Here is a 23301-nt window from a genome sequence, read left to right as displayed (position 1 = left end):
GCGCGCGGCTACGGGATGAGCGCGAGCTTGCCGCCCGGGTGACCCTCCGCGAGGAAGCGCAGCGCCTCGGGGGCTTCGGCGAGGGGATAGGTGCGCGCGAGGGGCACATCGAGCAGCCCTCGCTCGGCCAGGTCGACCAGCTCGCCGCGCACCTGCGCACGGAACCGCGCGCTGTCCGGCAGTGAGCCGGCGATGAAGCGGATGCCGTCGCGCCGGGCGCGCGCGCCGTCGGCGATCGTGACGATGCGCTGCCGGTCGGCGACCAGCTCGAGCGACACGTCGAGGGCCTCGGTGGTGCCGACGGCGTCGAGCGCCGCGGCCACGCCGTCCGGAGCCAGCGCGCGCACCCGGTCGGCGAGCCCGGACCCATAGCGCACCGGGGTGCCGCCGAAGCGGGTCACGCGCTCGGCACCCGCGTCGCTCGCCGTGCCGATGACGCGCACGCCGCGGACGGCCGCGAGCTGCAGCACGGCGACCCCGACCGCACCGGAGGCGCCGTGCAGCAGCAGGGTCTCCCCCGGCTGCGCATCGGTGACGGCGAGCATCTCGGCGGCGGTCGAGCCGGCGAGCAGCAGGTTCGCGGACGCCGGATGGGTGAGCGTCGAGGGCTTTCGGAGCACCAGGTCGGCGGGCACCGTGAGGTCGGTCGCGTAGCCGCCCTGCACGCGGAAGGCGATGACCTCGTCCCCGACGGCGGCCGCACCGGAGGCGATGGCGGTGTCGGGGCCGACGGCGGTGAGCACGCCGGACACTTCGTAGCCGATCGGCAGCGGGAGGGCGACACCGTCGCGCGGTACCGCGACGTGCTTCGCGTCCGCCGGGTTCACGCCCGCGGCATGGACGTGGATCGTCACCTCGCCGGTGCGCGGTGACGGCACGTCCACCTCGCGCAGCTCCCAGTCCTCCGGAGTCCCCCAGGCGGTCGCCATCCACTGCAGCGCCATGTCAGAACCCCAGCCGTCCGAGCTGCTTGGGATCGCGCTGCCATTCCTTCGCGACCCGGACGCGCAGCGACAGGAAGACGCGGGTGCCGACGAGCGGCTCGATGCCCGCCCGCGCCCGTGCACCGACGTCCTTCAGTCGTGAGCCCTTGTGCCCGATGATGATGGCCTTCTGGCTGTCGCGCTCGACGACGATGTTCGCGTAGACGTCGGTGAGGTCCGAGTCCTCGCGGGGCGCGATGTCTTCGATCGTCACCGCGATGGAGTGCGGCAGCTCGTCGCGGACGCCTTCCAGCGCCGCCTCCCGGATGATCTCCGCGATGCGGTCGGAGACCGACTCGTCGGTGGCGATGTCGTCGGCGTACAGCGCGGGGCCCACCGGCATCATGGCCAGCAGTTCGTCGGCGAGCACGTCGAGCTGCTCACCGGCGACGGCCGACAGCGGGATGACGGCATCCCAGTCCTCGCGGAGGCCGTCCACTTCCAGCAGTCGCTCGGTGATCTGCTCCCGCGATGCGATGTCGGTCTTCGTGACGAGCGCGATCTTGCGGGCGCGCGGGTAGCCGTCCAGCGACGCGGCGATCCGGCGGTCGCCGGGACCGACCTTCTCGGTCGCCGGAACGAGGAAGCAGATGGCGTCGACGTCGCCGAGCACCTGCTCGACGAGGTCGTTCAGTCGCTGCCCCAGCAGGGTGCGGGGCCTGTGGATGCCGGGGGTGTCGACGATCACGAGCTGCCCGGCGGGACGGTTCAGGATGCCCCGGATCGCGCGGCGCGTCGTCTGCGGCTTGTCGCTCGTGATGGCGACCTTCTCGCCCACGAGGGCGTTCGTCAGCGTCGACTTGCCGACGTTCGGCCGCCCCACGAAGGTGACGAATCCGGATCGGGTCTCGCTCATGTCATTCGCCTTTCCTGGGGGTGCGGATCTCGCCGGTGCGCGGGACGCGCACCTCGCCCGTCCGCGGGGCGGGCCCGTCCTCGAGCACGGCCAGGCTCGGCGCGCGTTCGACGAACACCGTCGCCAGGCCGCGTCCGCGGCCGAGGGACGCCCCGCCGGTGAGCAGCAGCCCGCCGTACTCCGCCGTGACCCCCGGCAGGGGCACACGGCCGAGCACCTTGCCGAGCAGTCCGCCGATGGAGTCCACGTCCTCGTCGTCCAGCTCGATGCCGAACAGGTCGCCCACCTCGTCCAGGCCCAGCCGCGTGCTGACGCGATATCGGCCGCCGCCGAGGTCGACGACCTCGTTCGAGCGCGGGTCGTATTCGTCGGCGATGTCGCCCACGAGCTCCTCGATGAGGTCCTCGAGGGTCACGAGGCCGGCGACGCCGCCGTACTCGTCCACGACGAGGCACACGTGCACGGCGTCGCGCTTCATCTGCTGCAGGAGCGTCTCGGCCTTCATCGACTCCGGCACGAAGACGGCGGGACGCGCGATCTGCAGCACGGGGACGCCGCGCCACGCGCGCTCGTCGCGGTACGCGAACTGCACGAGGTCCTTGAGGTACACGACACCGCTGATGTCGTCGGCATCCCCGTCGGCGACGGGGATGCGGGAGACGCCCTTGTCGAGGAAGAGCTGCATCGCCTCCTGCGTCGTCGCGGCGGCATCCATCGTCACCATGTCGGTCCGCGGCACCATGACGGACCGGACGATCGTGTCGGTGAAGTCGAAGACCGAGTGGATGAGCTCGCGGTCGTCCTCCTCGATCAGCGCCTGCGAGGCGGCCTCGTCGACCATGCTCAGCAGCTGCTCTTCCGAGGCGAACGAGGTGCTCCGTCGGATCCCGGGGGTGAGGCGGTCGCCGAGGATCACGAGGAGGTGAGCGAGCGGGCCGAGCACGATCCGCGCACCGCGGACGACGGGCGCGCACGCCCGGAGGAGCCCCTTGGCGTGCTGCCGGCCGACGCTGCGCGGGCTCGCCCCCACGAGGACGAACGAGACGATCGACATGAGCACGGCGGCGGCGAGCATCGCCCACCAGATGTTGTCGAAGAGCAGGCTGAACGCGACGGTCACGAGCACGGCGGCGGTCGTCTCGGCGAGGATCCTGATGAACACGACGGCGTTGCCGTGCGCTTCCGGATCGCCGGCGATCTTCGCGAGCGACCCGCGGTTGCGGCCGGACAGGGAGAGCTCGGCCACGTCCAGGCGCGACGTCACGCCGAGCGCGGCGTCCAGCGCCGCCATGAGGCCGCCGAGGGCGACGAGCAGGACGGCGGCGAAGAGGAGGAGGAATTCGGTCATGCGCGACGGCGTCGCTCGGACGCGTGGAACGCCGCGATGAGCTGCCGCTGCAGCGCGAACATCTCGCGCTCCTCCTCCGGCTCGGCGTGGTCGAAGCCGAGCAGGTGCAGGAGGCCGTGCGTCGTGAGCAGGATGAGCTCGTCGAGCGTCGAGTGACCGGCGCCCTGCGCCTGCGTCTCCGCCACCTGGGGGCACAGCACGATGTCGCCGAGCAGGCCGGCCGGTGTGGGGGCCTCCTCCGTGCCGGGGCGCAGCTCGTCCATGGGGAAGCTGAGCACGTCGGTGGGGCCGGGCTCGTCCATCCACTGCACGTGGAGCGACTCCATCGCGCCCTCGTCGACGAGCAGCAGGGCGACGTCGGCGTCGGGGCTCACATTGAGCTCGCCGAGGTTGTGCTCGGTGAGGCGCAGCAGCACCGTCTCGTCGATCTCGACGCCCGATTCGTTGGTGATCTCGATCGTCATGAGCGTCCTCGCTTGGGCAGGTGATCGTGCGGGCCGCTCGGCCGCAGGTGGGCTCGGCGCTCGGCGCGGTTCGCGAACTCGGTGGCCTCGTCACGCTCGCGGCGGGACGCCATCCGCTGCTCGTCGTACACGCTGTACGCGTCGACGATGCGCCCGACGAGCGTGTGGCGGACGACGTCGTCGCTGGTGAGGATGGCGAAGTGGATGTCGTCGATGTCCTTGAGGACGCGGGTCACGAGCCGGAGGCCGGACGAGCCCTGCGGCAGGTCCACCTGCGTGATGTCGCCCGTGACGACCATCCGTGTGCCGAACCCCAGCCGCGTGAGGAACATCTTCATCTGCTCGGGGGTCGTGTTCTGCGCTTCGTCGAGGACGACGAACGAGTCGTTCAGCGTGCGTCCGCGCATGTAGGCGAGCGGGGCGACCTCGATGGTGCCGGATGCCATGAGCTTCGGGACCAGCTCCGGATCCATCATCTCGTTGAGCGCGTCGTACAGCGGCCGCAGGTACGGGTCGATCTTGTCGTTCAGGGTGCCCGGCAGGAAGCCGAGACGCTCGCCCGCTTCGACGGCGGGACGCGTGAGGATGATGCGGCTGACCTCCTTCCGCTGCAGCGCCTGGACGGCCTTGGCCATCGCGAGGTAGGTCTTTCCGGTGCCGGCCGGGCCGATGCCGAAGACGATCGTGTTCTCCTCGATCGCGTCGACGTAGTTCTTCTGGCCGAGCGTCTTCGGGCGAATGATCTTGCCGCGCGAGGACAGGATCGCCTCGCCGAGCACTTCGGACGGGCGCTGCCCGGACTCGAGGATGCGGGTCGACGCCCGGACGTCGGACGGGTCGAGGCCCTGTCCGGCGCGGGCGAGCGCGATGAGCTCCTCGACGAGCGTGCGCGCGGCCAGCACGGCGGCGGGCTCGCCGCTCAGCGTGATCTCGTTGCCGCGCACGTGCACCTGCACCGAGGGGTGCTCACGTTCGACGACCCGCAGCAGGCGGTCCTGGGGTCCGAGGAGCTGGACCATCGCGACGCCGTCGGCGTGGATGTGCTCGACGGTCGGTTCGGGGGCGTCAGCCACCGAGGCTCCCTTCGGGAAGGCCTCCACCGAGCACATGGGCGTGCACGTGGAAGACGGTCTGACCGGCCCCGGGGCCGGTGTTGAAGATGAGGCGGAAGTCGCCGTCGGCGTGTTCGGCGGCGACCGAGTTCGCGAGACCGACGAGCTCCGCGAGCAGAGCGGGGTCGCCGGCGGAGAGCTCGACGACGTTGCGGTACTGCTCGGACTTCGGGATCACGAGCAGGTGCACGGGCGCCTGCGGGTGGATGTCGCGGATCGCGAACGCGTTCTCGGTCTCGGCGATGATCTCCGCGGGGATCTCCCCCTGCAGGATGCGCGTGAAGATCGACGGTTCGCTCATCACCCCAGTCTAGCCAGCGGCGTTCACCACCGGCCGAGGCGGACGCTGGCGACGGCGAGGGCGGCGGGCCCGGCCGTCGAGGTGCGCAGCACGGTCTCGCCGAGCCGCACGAGCGTCGCGCCGGCGTCCGTGAGGGCCGTGAGCTCCTCCGGGGCGATGCCGCCTTCCGGGCCCACGACGAGGACGAGGTCGGCGTCACCGGCGGCGAGGTCGAGGGCGGAGAGCGCCGAGGGGGCGCTCGGCTCGAGCACCAGCATCCGGCTCGTCCCCGCACGCGCGGCGAGCTGGCGCGTCGTGACCGGCGCCGCGACCTCGGGAACCCACAGCCGGTGGGCCTGCTTGGCGGCCTCGCGCACGATCGCGCTCCATCGGGCGACCCCCTTGGTCGCCTTCGCGGCATCCCAGCGCGACACGCTGCGCGCCGCCTGCCACGGGACGATCTCGTCGACGCCGAGTTCGGTCGCCGCCTGCACCGCGAGTTCGTCGCGGTCGCCCTTCGCGAGCGCCTGGACGAGGACCAGCCGCGGACGCGGGGCCTCGGCGTGCGTGCGCCCGGTGACCCGTACGCTCACGCGCGACGCCGTGGCCTCCTCGACGGCGCCGGAGAGGCGCACGCCGCGCCCGTCGCCGACCGTGACCTCCTCGCCCACCCGGACCCGGCGGACGGCGGCGGCGTGGTGCGCCTCGGCGCCCGTGAGGACGACCTGACCGCCCACCTGGACGCCGCCGGCATCCTCGACGAGGAAGTGCAGTGCCACGGCTCAGCCGTTCCGGAACCGGTCGCGGAGCTTGGAGAACATGCCCTGGTGGAACTCCGCGAGGCGGGGAGCCGGCGCCTTCGTCTTCTTCGCGAAGTCCTCGATGAGGGCGCGCTCCTTGGCGTCGAGCCGCGTGGGGGTCACGACCTGCACGCCGACGCGGAGGTCACCGCGCTGCGTGCCCCGCAGCGGCGTGATGCCGCGACCCTTGATCGTCAGGACGTCGCCGGACTGGATGCCGGGCCGCACCTCGAGGTCGACGTCGCCGTCGAGGGACGCGATGCGGGTCGCCGTGCCGAGGATCGCATCCGGCATCGAGACCTCGAGCGTCGCCAGCAGGTCATCGCCGTCGCGGCTGAACGTCTCGTGCGCCGCGACGGTGACCTCGAGGTAGAGGTCGCCGTTGGGTCCACCGGCGGGACCGACCTCGCCGGAGCCGGGCAGCTGGAGCCGCAGCCCCGACTCGACGCCGGCGGGGATGTCGACGGAGACCGTGCGACGCGAGCGCACGCGGCCCTGCCCCTGGCACGAGGCGCAGGGGTACGGGATCGTCGTGCCGTAGCCCTGGCACGTCGTGCACGGCTGGGACGTGACGACGTTGCCGAGGAGGCTGCGGACGGTGCGCTGCACCTGACCGGAGCCGTGGCAGATGTCGCACGTGACGGGCTGCGTGCCCGGCTGGCAGCAGGAGCCCTGGCAGGTCTCGCACAGGACGGCCGTGTCGACCTCGATGTCGCGATGCGCGCCGAAGACGACGTCGCCCAGCTCGAGCGTGACACGGACGAGGGCGTCCTGTCCGCGCTCGCGGCGCGAGCGGGGCCGTCCGGCGCGGCCCCCTCCGCCGCCCCCGAAGAACGTCTCGAAGATGTCGCCGAAGCCGCCGAAGCCGGCACTCCCGCCGAAGGGGCTGTTGTCGCCGCCCATGTCGTAGCGCTGACGCTGCTCGGGGTCGCTGAGCACGTCGTAGGCGTGCGTGACGAGCTTGAAGCGCTCCGAGGCGTCGGCCCCGGGGTTCACATCCGGGTGCAGCTCGCGCGCGAGCCGCCGGTACGCCTTCTTGATCTGGTCGGGGGTCGCATCCCGCGACACGCCGAGTACCTCGTAGTGATCAGCCACAATCGCCTTTCCTGGGCGCCCGCGAGGGCGCATGTGCGTCTGTCAGCGGGACCGCTCGTCTTCGTCGAGCAGTCGGCTGAGATAGTGCGCGACGGCGCGGACCGCCGCGAGGTTGGTGGGATAGTCCATGCGGGTGGGGCCGAGGATGCCGACCCGGGCACGGGAACGGGTGGGGTCGTACTCGCTGGCGAGCACGGACGCCTCGGACAGCCCGAACGACTCGTTCTCGCGCCCGATGGACACCGAGAGCCCCTTGTCGTCGGCGACCATCTCGCTCATGAGTCGGAGCAGCGTCACCTGCTCCTCGATGGCCTCGAGGAGCGGATAGATGCTGCCGCGGAAGTCGTTCTCGCGGCGGGCGAGGGTCGCGGCCCCGGCCATCACGAGCCTGTCCTGGCGGAACTCGTCGAGCTCCTCGGAGACGATGCGGGCCACGGTGCGCAGCGCGAGGTCGCGGCGGTCCCCGCTGCCGTCGGCGGCCAGCAGGTCGGTCACGGCCTGCGCCGCGTCGCGGACGCTCTTGCCGGTGACGAGCGCGGCCACCTGCGCCTTGACGGCCAGGGTCTCGTCCTCGTCCGGCTCGAACGGGAGGAACGCGACGCGCTGCGACACGCGGCCCGTGTCGGTCACGACGATGATGACGACGCGCGTGCCGCCGAGGTGGACGAACTCGACGTGCGACAGGCTCGCGCGGGCGAACGAGGGGTACTGCACGATCGCGACCTGCCCGGTCAGCTGGGTGAGCGACCGCACCGTGCGCACCAGCAGGTCGTCGAGATCGACGGGTGCCTCGAGGAACGACGAGATCGCCGCGCGCTGGGCACCCGTCAGGGGGCGGAGCTCGGCGAGATGGTCGACGAAGACGCGGTAGCCCTTGTCGGTGGGGATGCGCCCCGACGACGTGTGCGGTGCCGTGATGAGCTCTTCGTCCTCCAGCAGCGACATGTCGTTGCGGATCGTCGCGGCGGAGACGCCGAAGTGGTGGCGATCGACGATCGCCTTGCTGCCGACGGGTTCGCGCGTGTCGACGTAGTCCTGCACGATCGCGCGGAGGACCTGCAGACCTCGCTCCGAGACCATGGACCCTCCTCGCTGGCACTCGTCATCCTGGAGTGCCAATTCTATCCCGCCGCGCGGACAGTTGCCCGTCGGAGCGCGTCAGACGGTCAGCGCGCGCACGACGGCGTCGGCGAGGAGCCGCCCTCGGCGGGTCAGGATGATGCGGCCGTGCACGGCCGCGGCCCCGTCGATGAGGCCGTCGGCGATCAGCGATGCCACGGCGCGGCGGCCCTCGCCGGTGACCTCGGTGACCGGGAGACCCTCCGAGATGCGCGAGCGGAGCAGGACGGTCTCCAGACGGCGGGCCGCCTCATCGGGTCGCTCACGGCCTGCGGCCGGGGACTCCCCGGCAGCGAGACGCTGCGCGTACGCGGAGGGGTGCTTGACGTTCCACCAGCGGAGCCCCGCCACGTGACTGTGCGCGCCGGGACCGTAGCCCCACCAGTCGGTGCCGCGCCAGTAGGCGAGGTTGTGCCGGGAGCGGTGCCGCTCATCGGTCGCCCAGTTGGAGACCTCGTACCAGTCGTATCCTCCCGCGGCGAGCAGGTCGTCGGCGAGCTCGTACATGTCGGCCTGCAGGTCGTCGTCGGGGTCCGGCACCTCGCCACGACGGATCTGACGCTCGAGCTTCGTGCCCTCCTCGACGATGAGCGCGTACGCCGAGATGTGATCCGGTGCCAGGGCGAGCGCGGCCTCCAGCGACCGGCGCCAGTCGTCGAGGGACTCCCCCGGCGAGCCGTAGATGAGGTCGACGCTGACGTCGAGACCCGCGCGGCGCGCCGCGCCGACCGCGGTCGTGACGCGGTCGGGGTCGTGGGTGCGGTCGAGCACGGCGAGCACATGCGGCACGGCGGACTGCATCCCGATGGACAGCCGCGTGACGCCCGCCGCCGCGAGCTCCGCGGCCACCTCGTCGGTCACCGTGTCGGGGTTGGCCTCGACGGTCACCTCGGCGCCCGGGGCGAGTCCGAAGGTGTCGCGGACACCCGTGAGCATCCGCGCGAGGTCTCCCGGCGGCAGAAGGGTGGGGGTTCCGCCGCCGAAGAACACGGTCTGCGCGGGGCGGAGCGCGCCGCGCTCGGAGAGCACCCGTCGCGAGAGCGCGATCTCCCGCAGCACCTCGTCGGCGTACGCATCCTGCCGTGCGCCGCGCAGCTCGCCGGCGGTGTACGTGTTGAAGTCGCAGTATCCGCACCGCACGCGGCAGAAGGGCACATGCAGGTAGACGCCGAAGTCGGTGTCCGGGGACGCGACGATGTCGGTCGGCAGCGCGCCGTCGCGCGGGGCGGGGTCGCCGACGGGAAGTGCGGCGCCCATCAGGCCGGGGTGGCGTACAGCGGCGAGATCGCGCGCAGGTACCCCTGGAAGAGCTCGCGGCGGCGCCGCTTGGTGAGGGGCGGCAGCATCCGGTAGAGCGGGGCGACGGGACGGTCGAACGCGCGCACCGTGAACCAGACCTCGTCGTTGTCCCGCCAGTCGATCAGGAAGGACTCCTCGCCGCTGACGACGGAGTCGGACACCGTCCCGAGCGCGAACCCGACGCGGCGCGGCTCCTCGATGACGTAGATGACGCGGAGCTCCGCGTCGGCCCGCATCGCCTTGACGCGTCCGTGCACGCGGATCGTCGTCCCGGCGGCGACATACGGCGTGCCGTCCGCGTCGAAGCGCTGGTCGGCCTCCATCTTGCTCGCCACGAGCGGGTTCCCCTCGGCGTCGAAGCTGACGCCGGAGTACATCGGGCCGGCGGCCGGACGGACGTCGGCGACGTCGAGTCCCGCTCCCCGCAGTGCACTCCAGGCGAGCAGGGCGTCGGCGGAGGACGCGAAACGGCCCTCGCCGCTGCCGATCCGCCAGGAGGCCTCGGCGGGGACGCTCTTCTCCGGCGGGTACCCCATGAGGTCCGCCGCCTGGGTCGCGCCGACGGCGGCGTAGTCCACCGTCCCGTCCTGGAAGCTGCCGCGGCGCATGGCTACTTCTTGTCCTTGCCCTCGACGTCGCCGGAGAGCGCGGCGATGAACGCCTCCTGGGGGACCTCGACGCGACCGACCATCTTCATGCGCTTCTTGCCCTCCTTCTGCTTCTCCAGCAGCTTGCGCTTGCGGCTGATGTCGCCGCCGTAGCACTTGGCCAGGACGTCCTTGCGCATCGCACGGATCGACTCGCGCGCGATGATGCGGGCGCCGATGGCGGCCTGGATCGGCACCTCGAACTGCTGGCGCGGGATGAGCTTCTTCAGGCGCTCGGTCATGAGCACCCCGTAGGCGTAGGCCTTCTCCCGGTGCACGATCGCGCTGAACGCGTCGACGGCCTCGCCCTGCAGCAGGATGTCGACCTTCACGAGGTCGGCCTCCTGGTGGCCGCTCGGCTCGTAGTCCAGTGATGCGTAGCCGGCGGTCTTGGACTTCAGGTGGTCGAAGAAGTCGAAGACGATCTCGCCGAGCGGCATGGTGTAGCGGATCTCGACACGGTCCTCGCCGACGTACTCCATGCCGAGCAGGGTGCCGCGGCGCGACTGGCAGAGCTCCATGATCGTGCCGACATAGTCCTTGGGCGCGAGGATCGCGGCCTTGACCATGGGCTCGGTGACGCTGGAGATCTTCGTCCCGGAGGGGAACTCGCTGGGGTTGGTGACCGTGAAGCTCTTCTTGTCGTCGGTCACGACCTCGTAGGTCACCGACGGGGCCGTCGAGATGAGGTCGAGGCCGAACTCGCGCTCCAGGCGCTCCGTCACGATCTCCAGGTGCAGGAGGCCGAGGAATCCGCAGCGGAACCCGAAGCCGAGGGCGACGGAGGTCTCCGGCTCGTAGTTCAGCGAGGCGTCGGAGAGCTTGAGCTTGTCGAGCGCCTCGCGCAGCACCGGGTAGTCGCTGCCGTCGATCGGGTACAGGCCCGAGAAGACCATGGGCTTCGGGTCGGTGTATCCCGGCAGCGGCGACGAGGACGGCTTGGCCGCGTTCGTGACGGTGTCGCCGACCTTCGACTGACGCACGTCCTTCACCCCCGTGATGAGGTAGCCGACCTCGCCGACGCCGAGGCCCTTCGTGGGCACCGGCTCGGGTGAGGACACGCCGATCTCGAGCAGCTCGTGCACGGCTCGGGTCGACATCATCTGGATGCGCTCGCGCGGCTTCAGCGCCCCGTCGATCATGCGCACGTAGGTGATGACGCCGCGGTACGCGTCGTAGACGGAGTCGAAGATCATGGCCCGGGACGGTGCGTCCGGGTCGCCCTTGGGCGCCGGGATCTGCGCCACGACGTGGTCGAGGAGCTCCTCCACGCCCATGCCGGTCTTGCCGCTGACCCGCAGCACGTCCTCGGGGCGCCCGCCGATGAGTCCGGCGAGCTCCTTCGCGTACTTCTCCGGGTCGGCCGCCGGCAGATCGATCTTGTTGAGGACCGGGATGATCTGCAGGTCGTTCTCGAGGGCGAGGTAGAGGTTCGCGAGCGTCTGCGCCTCGATGCCCTGGGCCGCATCGACCAGCAGGATCGCGCCCTCGCAGGCGGCGAGCGACCGCGAGACCTCGTAGGTGAAGTCGACGTGGCCGGGGGTGTCGATCATGTTCAGCGCGAACGTGCCGTCCGCGGTGGTCCACGGCATCCGCACGGCCTGCGACTTGATCGTGATGCCGCGCTCGCGCTCGATGTCCATGCGGTCGAGGTACTGCGCGCGCATGTCGCGGTCGGAGACCACGCCGGTGATCTGCAGCATCCGGTCGGCCAGCGTGGACTTGCCGTGGTCGATGTGGGCGATGATGCAGAAGTTGCGGATCAGCTCTGGAGGGGTCGCGGACGGCTCGAGAGGCTTCAGGGCACGGGGTGACATGTCCCGTGAAGTCTACCGGCGGGTGAGCAGGATGCCGCGCCTCCGCCGAGCCCCGCCGCCGCACTCTAGGTGAGCCGGAGCGCGACACGCCAGCAACCCGTCGATGAGAAAGAGTTAACCGTTCTGTCACTTGTCGAACGGGTCGGTTGCACCGAATGCTCAATGGTGCGGCCGGATTCTGCGCGAACCCCTCACGCGCCCGAGTCGCACGGGAGAACACTGTGACGCATCACACCGACCGCCCCTCCGCGCGCCCGGCCCGTCTTCGGCTGGGCGCGATCCTCGCCGCCACGGTGACGGCGTCCGCCGGCATCGCGCTCACTCCGAGCGCGGCCGTCGCGGCCGTCAGCGCCGATGCCGACATCGTGATCAGCGAGGTCTACGGCGGCGGCGGCAACAGCGGGGCGGCCTGGAACCGGGACTTCATCGAGCTCGCGAACGTCGGTGACACCGCCGTCGACCTCGGCGCGTACAGCGTGCAGTATGCGTCGGCATCGGGCACGACCTGGCAGGTCACGAAGCTCACGGGTGTGACGCTCCCGGCCGGCGAGCAGCTCCTGATCGGCGAGGCCGTGGGCGCGGGCACGACCCTGCCCGCGTTCACGCCGGACGTCGAGGGCACGATCGCGATGAGCGGCGCGGAGGGCAAGGTCGCGCTCGTGTCGTCCCAGACCGCGCTCGTGGGCGCCACGGGTGTGGCCGCCCTCGACCAGGTCGTCGACCTCGTCGGCTGGGGCACCGCGAACGCGTACGCGGGCACCGCGGCCGCGCCCCGGACGGACAACGCCCGCAGCATCGCCCGCGACGCGGCCTTCACGAACACCGCGGACAACCGGGCCGACTTCACGCTCGGCGCACCGACCCCGACCGGTCTCGGCGAGGGCGAGCCGGAGCCCGAGCCCGACCCGACGCCCGCCACCATCGCCGAGATCCAGGGCACCGGAGCGGCGTCGCCGCTCGCCGGACAGACCGTCACGACGACCGGCGTCGTCACGGCGCACTACCCGCAGGGCGGCTTCAACGGCTACGTCATCCAGACCGCCGGCACCGGCGGCACGCTCGACGCGTCGCACACCGCGTCGGACGCCGTCTTCGTGTACGCGCCCGGCGCCGTCGGCGAGGTCGCCCTCGGCGACACCGTCGAGGTGACCGGCGTCGTGTCGGAATTCAACGGCCTCACCGAGCTGACCGTCCCCGCGGGCGGTGCGACGACCATCGCGGATGGCGCCGCGCCGACGCCCGCGACCGTCGCGTGGCCCGCCGCGGCCGCGGAGCGCGAGGCGCTCGAGTCGATGCTCGTGCAGCCGCAGGGCGCCTTCACGGTGAGCAACACCTACGCCACGAACCAGTACGGCGAGGTCGGGCTGGCAGCCGGCACCACTCCCCTGCGCCAGCCGACCGACGCTGCCCGTCCCGGCAGCACCGACGCGGCCGCCGTCGCGGCCGACAACGCGGCGCGCGCCGTGACGCTCGACGACGGCACGTCGATCAACTACCTGAGCGCCGCCAACAGCGCGCTCATCCCGGCCTACGTGTCGCTCACCGAGCCGGTCGTCGTCGGCGCATCGGTCTCCTTCACCGATCCCGTCGTCGTCGACTACCGCAACAACGGGTGGAAGCTGAACCCGACCACGCCGCTCGCCGGCGACGGCACCGGGACGGACGGGGTCGCGTTCGCGAACCCGCGGACCACGGCTCCCGAGGCCGTGGGCGGCGACCTGTCCATCGCGTCGTTCAACGTCCTCAACTACTTCACGACGCTCGGCACCGACGACGCGTCGTGCGTCGCCTACACCGATCGCCTCGGCGACGGCGTGACCGTGCGCGAAGGGTGCGACCAGCGCGGCGCGTGGGACGCGGCCGACCTCGCACGTCAGCAGGACAAGATCGTCGCGGCCATCGAGGCCCTCGACGCCGACGTGGTGGGCCTCATGGAGATCGAGAACTCCGCGGCCCTCGGCGAGGAGGCCGACGAGGCCACCGCGACGCTCGTCGATGCGCTCAACGCTGCGGCCGGCGCCGACACGTGGGCCTACGTCGCGTCCTCCGCCGATCTCCCGGCGGCGTCCGAGCAGGACGTCATCACGAACGCGATCATCTACCAGCCCGCCGCCGTCAGCCCCGTCGGCGCGGCGCGCGCCCTCGGCGATCAGAGCAGCGACGGCGAGGCCTTCGGCAACGCCCGCGAGCCCATCGCGCAGGTCTTCGAGCCCGCCGACGGCGGCGCTCCGTTCCTCTTCGTCGTGAACCACTTCAAGTCGAAGGGGTCCGCAGGCCCGTGGCCGGGCGACGCCGACACGGGCGACGGTCAGGGCGCGTCCAACGAGTCCCGCGTGCGGCAGGCCACGGCGCTGCGCGACTGGGTGTCCGGCATCCGCGGCGACGTGGACGCCGTCGCCCTGGTCGGCGACTTCAACTCGTACGGCCACGAAGACCCCCTGCAGGTGCTCTTCGACGCCGGCTACGCCGACGCCGAGCAGACCTTCGACGTGTCGACGCAGTCGTACAGCTTCTCCGGACTGTCCGGGTCGCTCGACCACGTGCTGCTCAACCAGGCCGCGCGTGAGCGCGCGACCGGAGCCGATGTGTGGAACATCAACTCGGGTGAGTCGGTGGCGCTGGAGTACAGCCGCTTCCGCTCGCACGGGGCCGAGTTCTACGCACCGGACGTCTACCGTTCGAGCGACCACGATCCCGTGCTGGTCGGCCTCGACGCCGACGCGGCGCCGGTCACACTTACCCTCCTGGGCATCAACGACTTCCACGGCCGCATCGACAACAACACGGTGAAGTTCGCCGGAACCGTCGAGCAGCTGCGCGAGGCCGCGCCCGGGCCGGTTCTGTTCCTCTCCGCGGGCGACAACATCGGCGCGTCTCTGTTCGCCTCGTCCGTCGCGAAGGACCAGCCGACGATCGACGTCCTCAACGCGCTCGGGCTGGCTGCCTCGGCCGTGGGCAACCACGAGTTCGACCGCGGCTGGGCCGACCTCTCCGGCCGCGTGACCGACGCCTTCGACGCGCCGCAGCTCGGTGCCAACGTGTACCTCGCGGGCACGGAGACGCCGGCGCTCGACGAGTACGCGCTGCTGGATGCGGGCGGTCTCACCGTCGGCGTCATCGGCGCCGTGACCGAGGAGACCCCCTCCCTGGTCACCCCCGCCGGCATCGTCGACCTCGAGTTCGGCGACCCCGTCGAGGCCGTCAACCGCGTGTCGGCGCAGCTGACCGACGGCGACGCCGCCAACGGCGAGGCCGACGTGCTCGTCGCGCTGTACCACGAGGGCGCCGGAGCCGGCACGGCCGACGGCGCGACCCTCGAGGAGGAGATCGCCGCGGGCGGACCGTTCGCGAGCCTCATCGAGGACACCTCCCCCGAGGTCGCCGCGATCTTCACCGGGCACACGCACAAGGAGTACGCGTGGTCGGCCCCGATCCCCGGCACCGATCGCACGCGACCGGTCGTCCAGACCGGCTCGTACGGTGCGCTGATCGGCGAGATCACTCTGACGATCGACCCGGCGACGGGCGAGGTCACAGCGCACACCGAGCGCAACGTCACCCGCACGACGACGGACGACGCGACGCTCATCGCCGAGTACGACCGGGTCGCGGCCGTCTCCGCGATCGTGAAGAAGGCCCTGGCCGACGCGGCCGAGATCGGCAACACGGCCATCGGCGAGGTCGGCGGCGACATCACGACCGCCTTCAGCGGCGGCTCGTACGTCAACGGCGTCTACACCGGCGGCTCGCGCGACAACCGCGCCGCGGAGTCCGCCCTCGGCAACGCCGTGGGCAACATGCTCCGCGACTCGCTCGCCGACCTCCCGGGCGGGGCGACCATCGGCGTCACGAACCCGGGCGGCCTCCGCGCCGACCTGTGGGACACGCAGGCCGAGTTCGGCGCGACGGCGATCCCGGGGATGGCGGACGGGACGATCTCGTTCTCGCAGGCCAACGCCGTGCTGCCGTTCAACAACACCCTCGCCCTCGTCACCCTGACGGGCGCGCAGTTCACCACGATGCTCGAGCAGCAGTGGCAGCGCGACGCGCTCGGCAACATCCCGCAGCGCCCGTACCTGCAGCTGGGTCTCAGTGACAACGTGAGCTACACGTTCGACCCGGCCCTCCCCGAGGGTCAGCGCATCACGTCCGTCACGATCGACGGGCAGCCGCTCGACCCGGACGCGCAGTACCGGATCGGCACGTTCTCGTTCCTCGCGACCGGCGGCGACAACTTCCGGGTGTTCACGCAGGGCACCGGCTACGTCGACACGGGCCTGCAGGACTACCAGGCATGGGTCGACTACATCGCCGACAACTCGCCGCTGGAGCCGTCCTTCGCCCGGCACGCCGTGCAGGTCTCCGGTGTTCCCGAGACGGTCCGCGCCGGCGAGTCGGTGCAGTTCTCTGTCGCGGGCCTGGACCTCACGAGCCAGGGCGCGCCGCAGAACACGACGCTCTCGGTCGCTCTCGGTGACACCGTGCTCGCGTCCGTCCCGGTCACCGCGGGCGCCGCCACCGTCTCGGTCACCCTTCCGGCCGGTACGCCGGCGGGCGCGGCGGCCCTCACCCTGATCGCCGCACCGTCGGGCACGGTCGTCACGGTGCCGCTGACGGTCGATGCCGTGCAGGTCAAGGCCGAGACGCAGACCCGCCTGTGGGCGCTCCTGCCGATCCACATCAACAAGCTGCTCCCGACGACCCTCGTGGCCGCCGTGACGCAGGACGGCGGCCGTCCGAGCGGCGTCGTGGAGTTCCGGGAGGGCGGCGCCGACGGCCCGCTCGTCGGCACTGCGACCGTCAAGTCCGGCACGGCGACCCTGCGACTGGGGACGCTGAGCCGCGGCATCCACCACTACACGGCCGTCTTCGTGCCGAGCGATCCGGACACGGTCGCCGGCTCGTCCAGCCGCTCGGTGAGTGTGCGGGTCCTCCGCTGACCGCGGCCGGGAGGGGCGGTGGCGGGCCGCCCCTCCTAGGCTGAGGCCATGACGATCTCGGTCGTGATGGTGCACGGGATCCGCACCTCCGCCTCGATGTGGCGTGCTCAGCGCGCGCACCTCGAGGCGCGCGGCATCCCCTCGGTCGCGGTGGATCTGCCGGGGCACGGTACGCGCCTGGGTGAGGTGTTCACCCTCGACGAGGCGATGCGGACGATCGACGCGGCCGTGCAGGATGCCGCGACCCGCGGTCGCGTGCTGCTCGCCGGCCACTCGATGGGCGGCCTCCTCTGCATCGAGTACGTCGGGCGGGAGACCAGGCCGCCCGTCGACGCCTTCATCGCCGCCTCCTGCTGCGCCATCCCGCGCGGGCTGGGCCTGCGTGCCTACCGCACGCTCGCCCGCGGCTTCAACGCGCTCCCCGGTCGCGGCCAGTGGTTCACCGACCGCGTGCTCGCCGGCACGCTGCCGCCCGAGACGCGCGGCGACTTCGGCGCGGGAGGCTATGCGTACGACGCACAGGACGTGGCGCTCGCGAGCCTGCCGGTCCTCGACCTGCTCGCGGCGCTCCGCCGCATCGACGTGCCGACGTGGTTCGTCAACGGGCAGTACGACCAGCTGCGCGTCAACGAGCGGCTCTTCCTGTCGCTCGTGCCCGATTCCGAGCTGATCGTCGTCCCCCGCACGACGCACCTCGTCACCGCGATGCGCCCGCGGGTGTTCAATGCGGTGCTGGACCTGGCTCTCGCGACGATGGATGCCGCGCGCTGACGCGTGAGGTCATGACGGCGCCGCCGACCGAGAGGACCGCGGCGGAGGCGAAGAGGAGCCAGAATCCACCCGCCAGAGCGACGAGCGCGGCTCCGATGATCGGACCGAGCAGCTGACCGAGGTTCGCGGCCACCGCGACGAGACCGAGGTCGCGCGCATGGTCCTCCGCACGCGGCAGGAGATCGGTTGCGAGCGCGAGACCCACGGAGGCGAACGCGCCGAAGCCGATCCCCAGGATCGCGGCGGCCACGAGAGCCACCGGATACGTCGGGACCGCCGCCAGGAGCGCCGCCGCGACGGCTTGGACGAGCGCGGCGGCGACGACGAGCCCTCGGCGGTCGCCCGAGCGGTCGGAGATCCGCCCGCCGATGATCGAGGCCGCCACGACGAACACCGTGTAGACGAGGATCAGGAGCAGCAGGTCGTCCTCGGCCTGCGCGGCCGGGGTGCCGACCCCGTACAGCAGGAAGAACAGCAGCAGGGTGGTGCCGAGCGCGTTGCCGACGTTGACGACGAAGCGTCCGCCCAGCATCCAGGTGAAGTCGCGGTCGCGCAGCACCGCCCAGCGCGCGGCGGGCGGGTCATGCCGCGCGGGCAGCGCGACCCCGCGCGTGGGATCGGGCAGCAGGAGGGCCCCGGCGGTCCCGGACGCCGCGACGAGGGCCGCGAGCACGAGGTAGCCGGTGGTGATGTCGAGGTCGAGGAGGGCGATCGTCCCGACGCCCACGATGAGCCCCACCGCCTGCGTCGAGCCGACGACCGCCGAGGCGGCGCCGCGCTGATCGGTGAGCTGATCGGCGATCAGCGCCGTGAACGCGGCCGAGGCGATCGCGACGCCGAGGGAGAGTCCGGTCCAGCCGAGGCCCACCGCCAGCGGCCCCGATGCGAACGCCGTCCCGATGAGCGAGACGGTCATCAGCGCCGTGCCGGCGAGGGCCCACGGCCGGCGACGGCCGAGCGGCGAGCGGGTGCGGTCGGACAGGGCGCCGGCGAGCGGCGTCACGATCAGGGCCACGAGACCCCCCACCCCCAGGACGAGCCCGGAGACCACGACGCCGCCGATCCATTCGCCCTCTCCCCCGGGCGTGTCCAGCTGGAGTGGGATGAGCAGCTGCAGCGGCGTGAGCTGCACGGCCCAGATCGCGAGCCATGCCAGTGCGAACAGGGAGTACCAGCGGGCGCCGACACGTGCGGGAGGGGGAGGCGATGCCACGGGGCTCCTTCATCACAGGCCGGATCCGGCAGGACCGATCATGCCGGACGCTGTGCGGCGGGCCGCTGCGGCACGGCCGCAAGGGCGAAACCTGATAGACTCGGTGATTGGCTTGCGTGTGGGCTCCTCTCTCACACGACCGCCGTGCGACAGCCCTCTCTTGTCTCTCGGCACATCCATCGATAACTCCGAACGAAAGATACGTCGAACGTGGCGAACATCAAGTCGCAGATCAAGCGCAACAAGACCAACGACAAGGCGCACGAGCGCAACAAGGCCGTCAAGAGCGGTCTGAAGACCGAGGTGCGCCGCACCCGCGAGGCCATCGCCGCCGGCGACAAGGCCGCTGCCGAGAAGGCTCTCGCGACGGCGACCAAGAAGCTCGACAAGGCCGTGAGCAAGGGCGTCATCCACGAGAACCAGGCTGCGAACCGCAAGTCGGCCATCGCGAAGCAGGTCGCCGCTCTCTGAGCCCCGTCTGTCACGAAGGCCCATCCCTCCGGGGGTGGGCCTTCGTCGTTCCCGGGGTCGTCCGGTGAGCCGGGCGGAGCTCAGGCGCCGTACGGAGCGCGGGTCGCGATGACGGTGACGAGACGCTCGACGGCGAAGACCGGATCGCGGGAGGCGCCCTTCACCTCGGCGTCGGCCCGAGCCGCGGCCTGGATGGCGATGCCGAGCGACGCCTCCGACCAGCCGGCCAGGTCGCGCCGTGCGCGGTCGACCTGCCAGTCCTTCAGGCCGAGGCGGGACGCGAGCTCGCGGGCGGGCTCACGGGAGCCCGCGACCCGTGCCATCGTGCGCAGCTTCGAGGCGATCGCGGCCACGAGCGGCACGGGGTCCGCCCCGCTCGCGAGCGCGTGCCGGAGGGCGATGAGGGCTTCGCCGTAGCGCCCGGCGATCGCCGTGTCGGCGACGGTGAAGGCGGATGCCTCGACGCGACCGCCGTAGTAGCGCTGGACGACGTCCTCGCCGATATCGCCCGCCACGTCCGAGATGAGCTGCTGGCACGCGGCCGCGAGTTCGGTCACATCGTCGGCGAACGCCGAGACGAGGGCGCGCAGCGCGGTCGGCGCGATGCGGCGGTGGGCGGCCTTGAACTCCCCCGCCGCGAAGTCGAACTTGTCGGAGTCCCGCTTGATGGCGGGACACGCGATCTCGACTCCGCCGCCGGAGCCCGCCCGGATGGCATCCAGGAGCTTCTTGCCGCGGACGCTGGCGCCGGTGTGGCGGAGGACGACCGTCGCCCCCTCCTGCGGAGCCTCCAGGTAGGCCAGCGCCTCGGTCAGGAACGCGTCACTGCACTTCTCCACACCCGTGACGCGGACCAGCCGCGGCTCACCGAACAGCGACGGCGAGGTGAGCGCGAAGAGCGACCCGGCGGCGTAGTCGTCGGCGCGGAGGTCGGAGACCTCGAGACTTGCGTCCTCCGCGCGGAGGTACTCGCGGATGCCCGCGGTCGCGCGCTCCGCGCAGACCTCTTCCGGCCCCGAGACGAGCACCACGGGCGCCGGCTGCGGCGACCGCCAGGAGATCTGCGGGATCGCCGCGGCGGTGCGCGCGGGAGGGCGGCGCGGGGACGGCGTCATACCTCCAGCCTACTGACGGCTCACGACAGGGGCGGACGTCTCCGCCCGCCAGACGTGGATGCCGTCGTCCGCCGTCCACAGGGCGACGGCGCCGCCCTGATCGGTCCGCAGCACGGCCGCGCCGAGTGCGTGCAGGACCTTGAGGATCTCCTCGCGCGGGTGGCCGTGGGTGTTCTCCCCCACCGTCACGAGCGCGATCTGCGGCGCGAGCCGCGCGTACAGCGCCGGCTCCTGGTCCGCACTGCCGTGGTGGGCGACCTTCACGACGGCGACGTCCGCCGGGACGCGCCCGGTCGCCAGCAGCCCCAGCTGGGCGGAAGCCGACAGGTCGCCCAACAGCACCGTGGACGGGATGCCGCCGCCCTCGACCGCGACGATGACGCCGGCGTCATTGCCGGGCGCGAACGCGCGGTCCGCCGCGCGCGGCCACAGCACGCGCCACCCGGCGGCGCCGAGCGATCCGGACAGACCCGCATGCCCGGCCGTGATCGCGGCGCCCTGGGAGGCCAGTGCGGCCAGGACGGCGTCGTCCTCGGGCGTCGCCGGCGGGCCGTGCAGGACCACGTCCACCCGGCCCACGACCGCATCCATCCCGCCGCGGTGGTCGAGGTCGAAGTGGGTCAGGACGAGAAGGTCGATCCGTTCGACGCCGAACCGATCGAGGCACGCGCGCAGCGGCACGGGGTCGGGACCGGTGTCGACGAGCGCGACGCGCCCTTCCGACCGGAGCAGGACGGCATCGCCCTGTCCGACGTCGCACGCGACGATCGCCCAGTCCGGCACGGTGGCGCGGTCGATGAGCGTCGCGACGGGGCCGACCGCGACACCCACGCCGATCAGCGCGGCGAGGACCAGCGCGGCGGCGCGGCGCAGCCGGGGCCCCGAACGCGGCACGATCAGCGCCGTCGCGCAGGCGCCGGTCACGGCGAGCAGCGCGAACCCCGGAGGCCCCTCCGGCCACGGTGCACTGCTGCCGGGAAGAGCGGCGAACGTCCCGGCGACACCCGCGATCCACGCCGACGGCAGCCAGGCGATCGTCGCCAGTCCCGGACCGAGGAGGGGGACGCCGGCCGTGAGGCACGCCGCCAGGCCCAGAACGGTTCCGGCCGGCGCTGCGGGCGCGGCGAGGAGGTTCGCCACGACGCCGTACACCGCGACGCGCGGGTCGATCAGGACGATGAGCGGTGCGCACGCGAGCTGCGCGGCCAGCGGGACGGCGAGAGCGAGCGCGAGCGGCCGCGGCATCCACCGGGAGAGCCCGTCGGCGAGCGGACCCGCCACCAGCAGGAGCGATGCGGTGGCGGCCGCGGAGAGCGCGAAGCCGAGGGATCCGGCGAGCCACGGATCCACGACGAGCAGGATCGTGACTGCGAGAGCCAGCACCGACACTCCTGCCCCGATCCGGCCGAGGAGCACGCCGAGCATCGCGATCGCCGCCATCGCACCCGCCCGCACGACACTGGGCTCCGGTGAGACGAGCAGGACGAAGGCCGCCAGTGCCACGAGCCCGGCTGTGACACGGATGCCGCGCCGCGCGCCGGCCCCCGCCGCTGCGGCGAAGGCAAGCCCGACGACGAGCGCGCAGTTCGCGCCCGACACCGCCGTCAAGTGCGACAGGGATGCGGTCTTCATGGCCGCGTCGAGGTCCGCGGTGACCTCCGACGTGTCGCCGACCGCGAGCCCGGCGACGAGCCCGGCGGCCGGCTGGGGCAAGCCGGCCACCGCGGCGTGCAGACCGCGTCGGAGGTCGGCGGCGGCCGCGAGCGGTCCCGCGGGCGGCGCCCGGACCCGAAGGGTGGAGCCCCCCTGGATCACGAGGACGGGGCGGTCGCCCGCCTCCGCGCGGAACGCGGTCCCCCGCAGCTCGACCCGGGCACCCAGGTCGAGTCCGGGCGGGGCATCGTCCGCCCGCACGAGGACGGGCACCGGAGCGGTGAACGCGCGTTCGCCGTAGGCGATCCGGTCCGTGACGGCGTCGAACCGCCAGCCGACCGCGCTGCGCTCCACCTTCCCCACGACCGTCGCCTCGACGGTGAGCACGCGACCGCCGTCGACGTCGAGAGCGGACGCCGCCGCACGCGTCGGCTGTGCGAGGGCGACGTGACCGGCGACCGCCGCGGCGCACGCGAGCGCGACGGCCGCCAACGCCGCCGTGGCGCGCGTGGAGGATGGCATCCAGCGGGAGACGACGAGGACGGCCGCCACGGCCGCCCAGAGCCCGGCTGCGATCCCGGGCGACGCCGTCGGCACCTGCGTCGCGATGCCGGCCGCGCCCCACGCGACCACCGCGACGGGGACGAGCCGCAGATCGCGTCGTCGCGCCGTGCAGCTGCTCACAGCGTCACCATGTCGCGGAGCCCGGCGAGCATCTTCTCGCCGATGCCGGGCACCGCCAGAAGGTCCTCGACGCTCGTGAAGCGGCCGTTGTCCTCGCGCCACGCGATGATGCGCTCCGCGAGTGCCGGGCCGATGCGCGGCAGCGTATCGAGTTCGGCGACCTCCGCGGTGTTGAGGTTCACGCGGCCGTCCCCCGCGCCGGCGGATCCCGCCGCCGGCGTCTCCCCCAGACGGGGCACGTGCACCTGTTCGCCGTCCGTCAGAAGGCGCGCCAGGTTCACCGCGGACCGGTCGGCGTCGGCTGCGAACCCGCCCGCCGCGGCCACGCCGTCCACGAGTCGGGCACCCTCGTCGAGGCGGTAGAGCCCCGGGCGTGCGACAGCACCGGCCAGATGCACGTACACCGCGGCGGGGCTGAGGGCCGTCGTGTGGAGCGGCACGACCTCCCCCGCGTCCCCGGTCGTGCGGACGACCCCGATGAGCACCGTCGTCGCCGCGGCGGCCAGCACCAGGATGATCGCGGCGCCGACGCCGAGTCGGCGGCGTGCGCGCACCGCCTCGGCCGTTCCGCTCACCGCGCCAGGTTCACACCTCGGGCGCCGGCATCGAGCGTGCGATCACGACCTGGTGGACG

Annotated in this window: 19 protein-coding genes; 3 read left to right on the top strand and 16 right to left on the bottom strand. The window is 72.3% G+C overall.

Annotation, left to right across the window (positions count from 1 at the left end; all coding sequences use genetic code 11):
* Nucleotides 1-8 precede the first annotated feature (8 nt).
* The 12 genes from QZL85_RS03605 to lepA all read right to left on the bottom strand — a co-directional run bounded on the left by QZL85_RS03605 (nt 9) and on the right by lepA (nt 11820).
* Complete coding sequence (locus QZL85_RS03605; RefSeq protein WP_295573692.1) at nt 9-944, bottom strand: NADP-dependent oxidoreductase; 936 nt, start codon at nt 942-944, stop codon at nt 9-11.
* 1 nt (nt 945) lies between these two features.
* Nucleotides 946-1839: a GTPase Era gene (era, locus tag QZL85_RS03600; RefSeq protein ID WP_295573690.1), complete on the bottom strand. Its 894-nt coding sequence runs from the start codon at nt 1837-1839 to the stop codon at nt 946-948.
* Between the two features lies 1 nt (nt 1840).
* Nucleotides 1841-3187, bottom strand: coding sequence for a hemolysin family protein (locus QZL85_RS03595; RefSeq protein WP_295573687.1), 1347 nt, complete (start codon nt 3185-3187; stop codon nt 1841-1843).
* Entirely contained in the window at nt 3184-3651 is a 468-nt protein-coding gene (gene ybeY / locus QZL85_RS03590) for an rRNA maturation RNase YbeY (RefSeq protein WP_295573684.1), read from the bottom strand. The genes QZL85_RS03595 and ybeY overlap by 4 nt, the downstream gene beginning before the upstream one ends.
* The gene (locus tag QZL85_RS03585) at nt 3648-4760 is read right to left on the bottom strand and encodes a PhoH family protein (protein ID WP_295573681.1); all 1113 of its coding nucleotides are present in this window, start codon (nt 4758-4760) and stop codon (nt 3648-3650) included. The genes ybeY and QZL85_RS03585 overlap by 4 nt, the downstream gene beginning before the upstream one ends.
* Entirely contained in the window at nt 4717-5064 is a 348-nt protein-coding gene (locus tag QZL85_RS03580; RefSeq protein WP_295573678.1) for an HIT domain-containing protein, read from the bottom strand. Before QZL85_RS03580 ends, QZL85_RS03585 begins: the two co-directional genes overlap by 44 nt.
* A gap of 23 nt (nt 5065-5087) precedes the next feature.
* The gene (locus tag QZL85_RS03575) at nt 5088-5822 is read right to left on the bottom strand and encodes a 16S rRNA (uracil(1498)-N(3))-methyltransferase (protein WP_295573673.1); all 735 of its coding nucleotides are present in this window, start codon (nt 5820-5822) and stop codon (nt 5088-5090) included.
* A 3-nt stretch (nt 5823-5825) separates the two neighbouring features.
* Nucleotides 5826-6938, bottom strand: a complete 1113-nt coding sequence (gene dnaJ, locus QZL85_RS03570; protein ID WP_295573670.1) for a molecular chaperone DnaJ — start codon at nt 6936-6938, stop codon at nt 5826-5828.
* Between the two features lie 42 nt (nt 6939-6980).
* Nucleotides 6981-8018: a heat-inducible transcriptional repressor HrcA gene (gene hrcA / locus QZL85_RS03565; protein ID WP_295573668.1), complete on the bottom strand. Its 1038-nt coding sequence runs from the start codon at nt 8016-8018 to the stop codon at nt 6981-6983.
* Nucleotides 8019-8096: 78 nt separating this feature from the next.
* Entirely contained in the window at nt 8097-9314 is a 1218-nt protein-coding gene (gene hemW / locus QZL85_RS03560) for a radical SAM family heme chaperone HemW (protein ID WP_295573665.1), read from the bottom strand.
* Nucleotides 9314-9964: a DUF1990 family protein gene (locus QZL85_RS03555; protein WP_295573663.1), complete on the bottom strand. Its 651-nt coding sequence runs from the start codon at nt 9962-9964 to the stop codon at nt 9314-9316. The genes hemW and QZL85_RS03555 overlap by 1 nt, the downstream gene beginning before the upstream one ends.
* Before the next feature lie 2 nt (nt 9965-9966).
* Nucleotides 9967-11820, bottom strand: a complete 1854-nt coding sequence (gene lepA / locus QZL85_RS03550) for a translation elongation factor 4 (protein ID WP_295573660.1) — start codon at nt 11818-11820, stop codon at nt 9967-9969.
* Nucleotides 11821-12113: 293 nt separating this feature from the next.
* Between lepA and QZL85_RS03545 the strand changes: the two genes are divergently transcribed.
* Both QZL85_RS03545 and QZL85_RS03540 read left to right on the top strand, forming a co-directional pair.
* On the top strand, nt 12114-16760 hold the full coding sequence (locus tag QZL85_RS03545) for an ExeM/NucH family extracellular endonuclease (protein ID WP_295573948.1): 4647 nt from the start codon (nt 12114-12116) through the stop codon (nt 16758-16760).
* Between the two features lie 48 nt (nt 16761-16808).
* Complete coding sequence (locus tag QZL85_RS03540; protein WP_295573657.1) at nt 16809-17531, top strand: alpha/beta fold hydrolase; 723 nt, start codon at nt 16809-16811, stop codon at nt 17529-17531.
* On the opposite strand, the gene QZL85_RS03535 is transcribed toward QZL85_RS03540, so the two are convergent.
* Nucleotides 17482-18744: an MFS transporter gene (locus tag QZL85_RS03535; RefSeq protein WP_295573653.1), complete on the bottom strand. Its 1263-nt coding sequence runs from the start codon at nt 18742-18744 to the stop codon at nt 17482-17484. The genes QZL85_RS03540 and QZL85_RS03535 overlap by 50 nt on opposite strands.
* Before the next feature lie 210 nt (nt 18745-18954).
* Between QZL85_RS03535 and rpsT the strand changes: the two genes are divergently transcribed.
* Nucleotides 18955-19215 (top strand): 30S ribosomal protein S20, encoded by a 261-nt coding sequence (gene rpsT / locus QZL85_RS03530; protein ID WP_295573650.1) that lies wholly within the window; start codon nt 18955-18957, stop codon nt 19213-19215.
* A gap of 80 nt (nt 19216-19295) precedes the next feature.
* Here rpsT and holA read toward each other — a convergent pair whose 3' ends face one another.
* From holA to QZL85_RS03515, 3 genes are read right to left on the bottom strand one after another with little or no spacing between them, the layout of a single operon-like run.
* Nucleotides 19296-20330 carry a DNA polymerase III subunit delta gene (holA, locus tag QZL85_RS03525; protein WP_295573648.1) on the bottom strand — a complete coding sequence of 345 codons (1035 nt, stop codon included), beginning with the start codon at nt 20328-20330 and terminating at the stop codon, nt 19296-19298.
* A gap of 9 nt (nt 20331-20339) precedes the next feature.
* Nucleotides 20340-22667, bottom strand: a complete 2328-nt coding sequence (locus QZL85_RS03520; RefSeq protein WP_295573646.1) for a ComEC/Rec2 family competence protein — start codon at nt 22665-22667, stop codon at nt 20340-20342.
* Nucleotides 22664-23242 carry a ComEA family DNA-binding protein gene (locus tag QZL85_RS03515; protein WP_295573644.1) on the bottom strand — a complete coding sequence of 193 codons (579 nt, stop codon included), beginning with the start codon at nt 23240-23242 and terminating at the stop codon, nt 22664-22666. Before QZL85_RS03515 ends, QZL85_RS03520 begins: the two co-directional genes overlap by 4 nt.
* Nucleotides 23243-23301: the final 59 nt, after the last annotated feature.

The organism is uncultured Microbacterium sp. (assembly GCF_900078385.1).
Taxonomy (GTDB): Bacteria; Actinomycetota; Actinomycetes; order Actinomycetales; family Microbacteriaceae; genus Microbacterium.
Note: the sequence above shows the minus strand (reverse complement) of the source record. Positions and strands in the feature narration are given on the sequence as shown.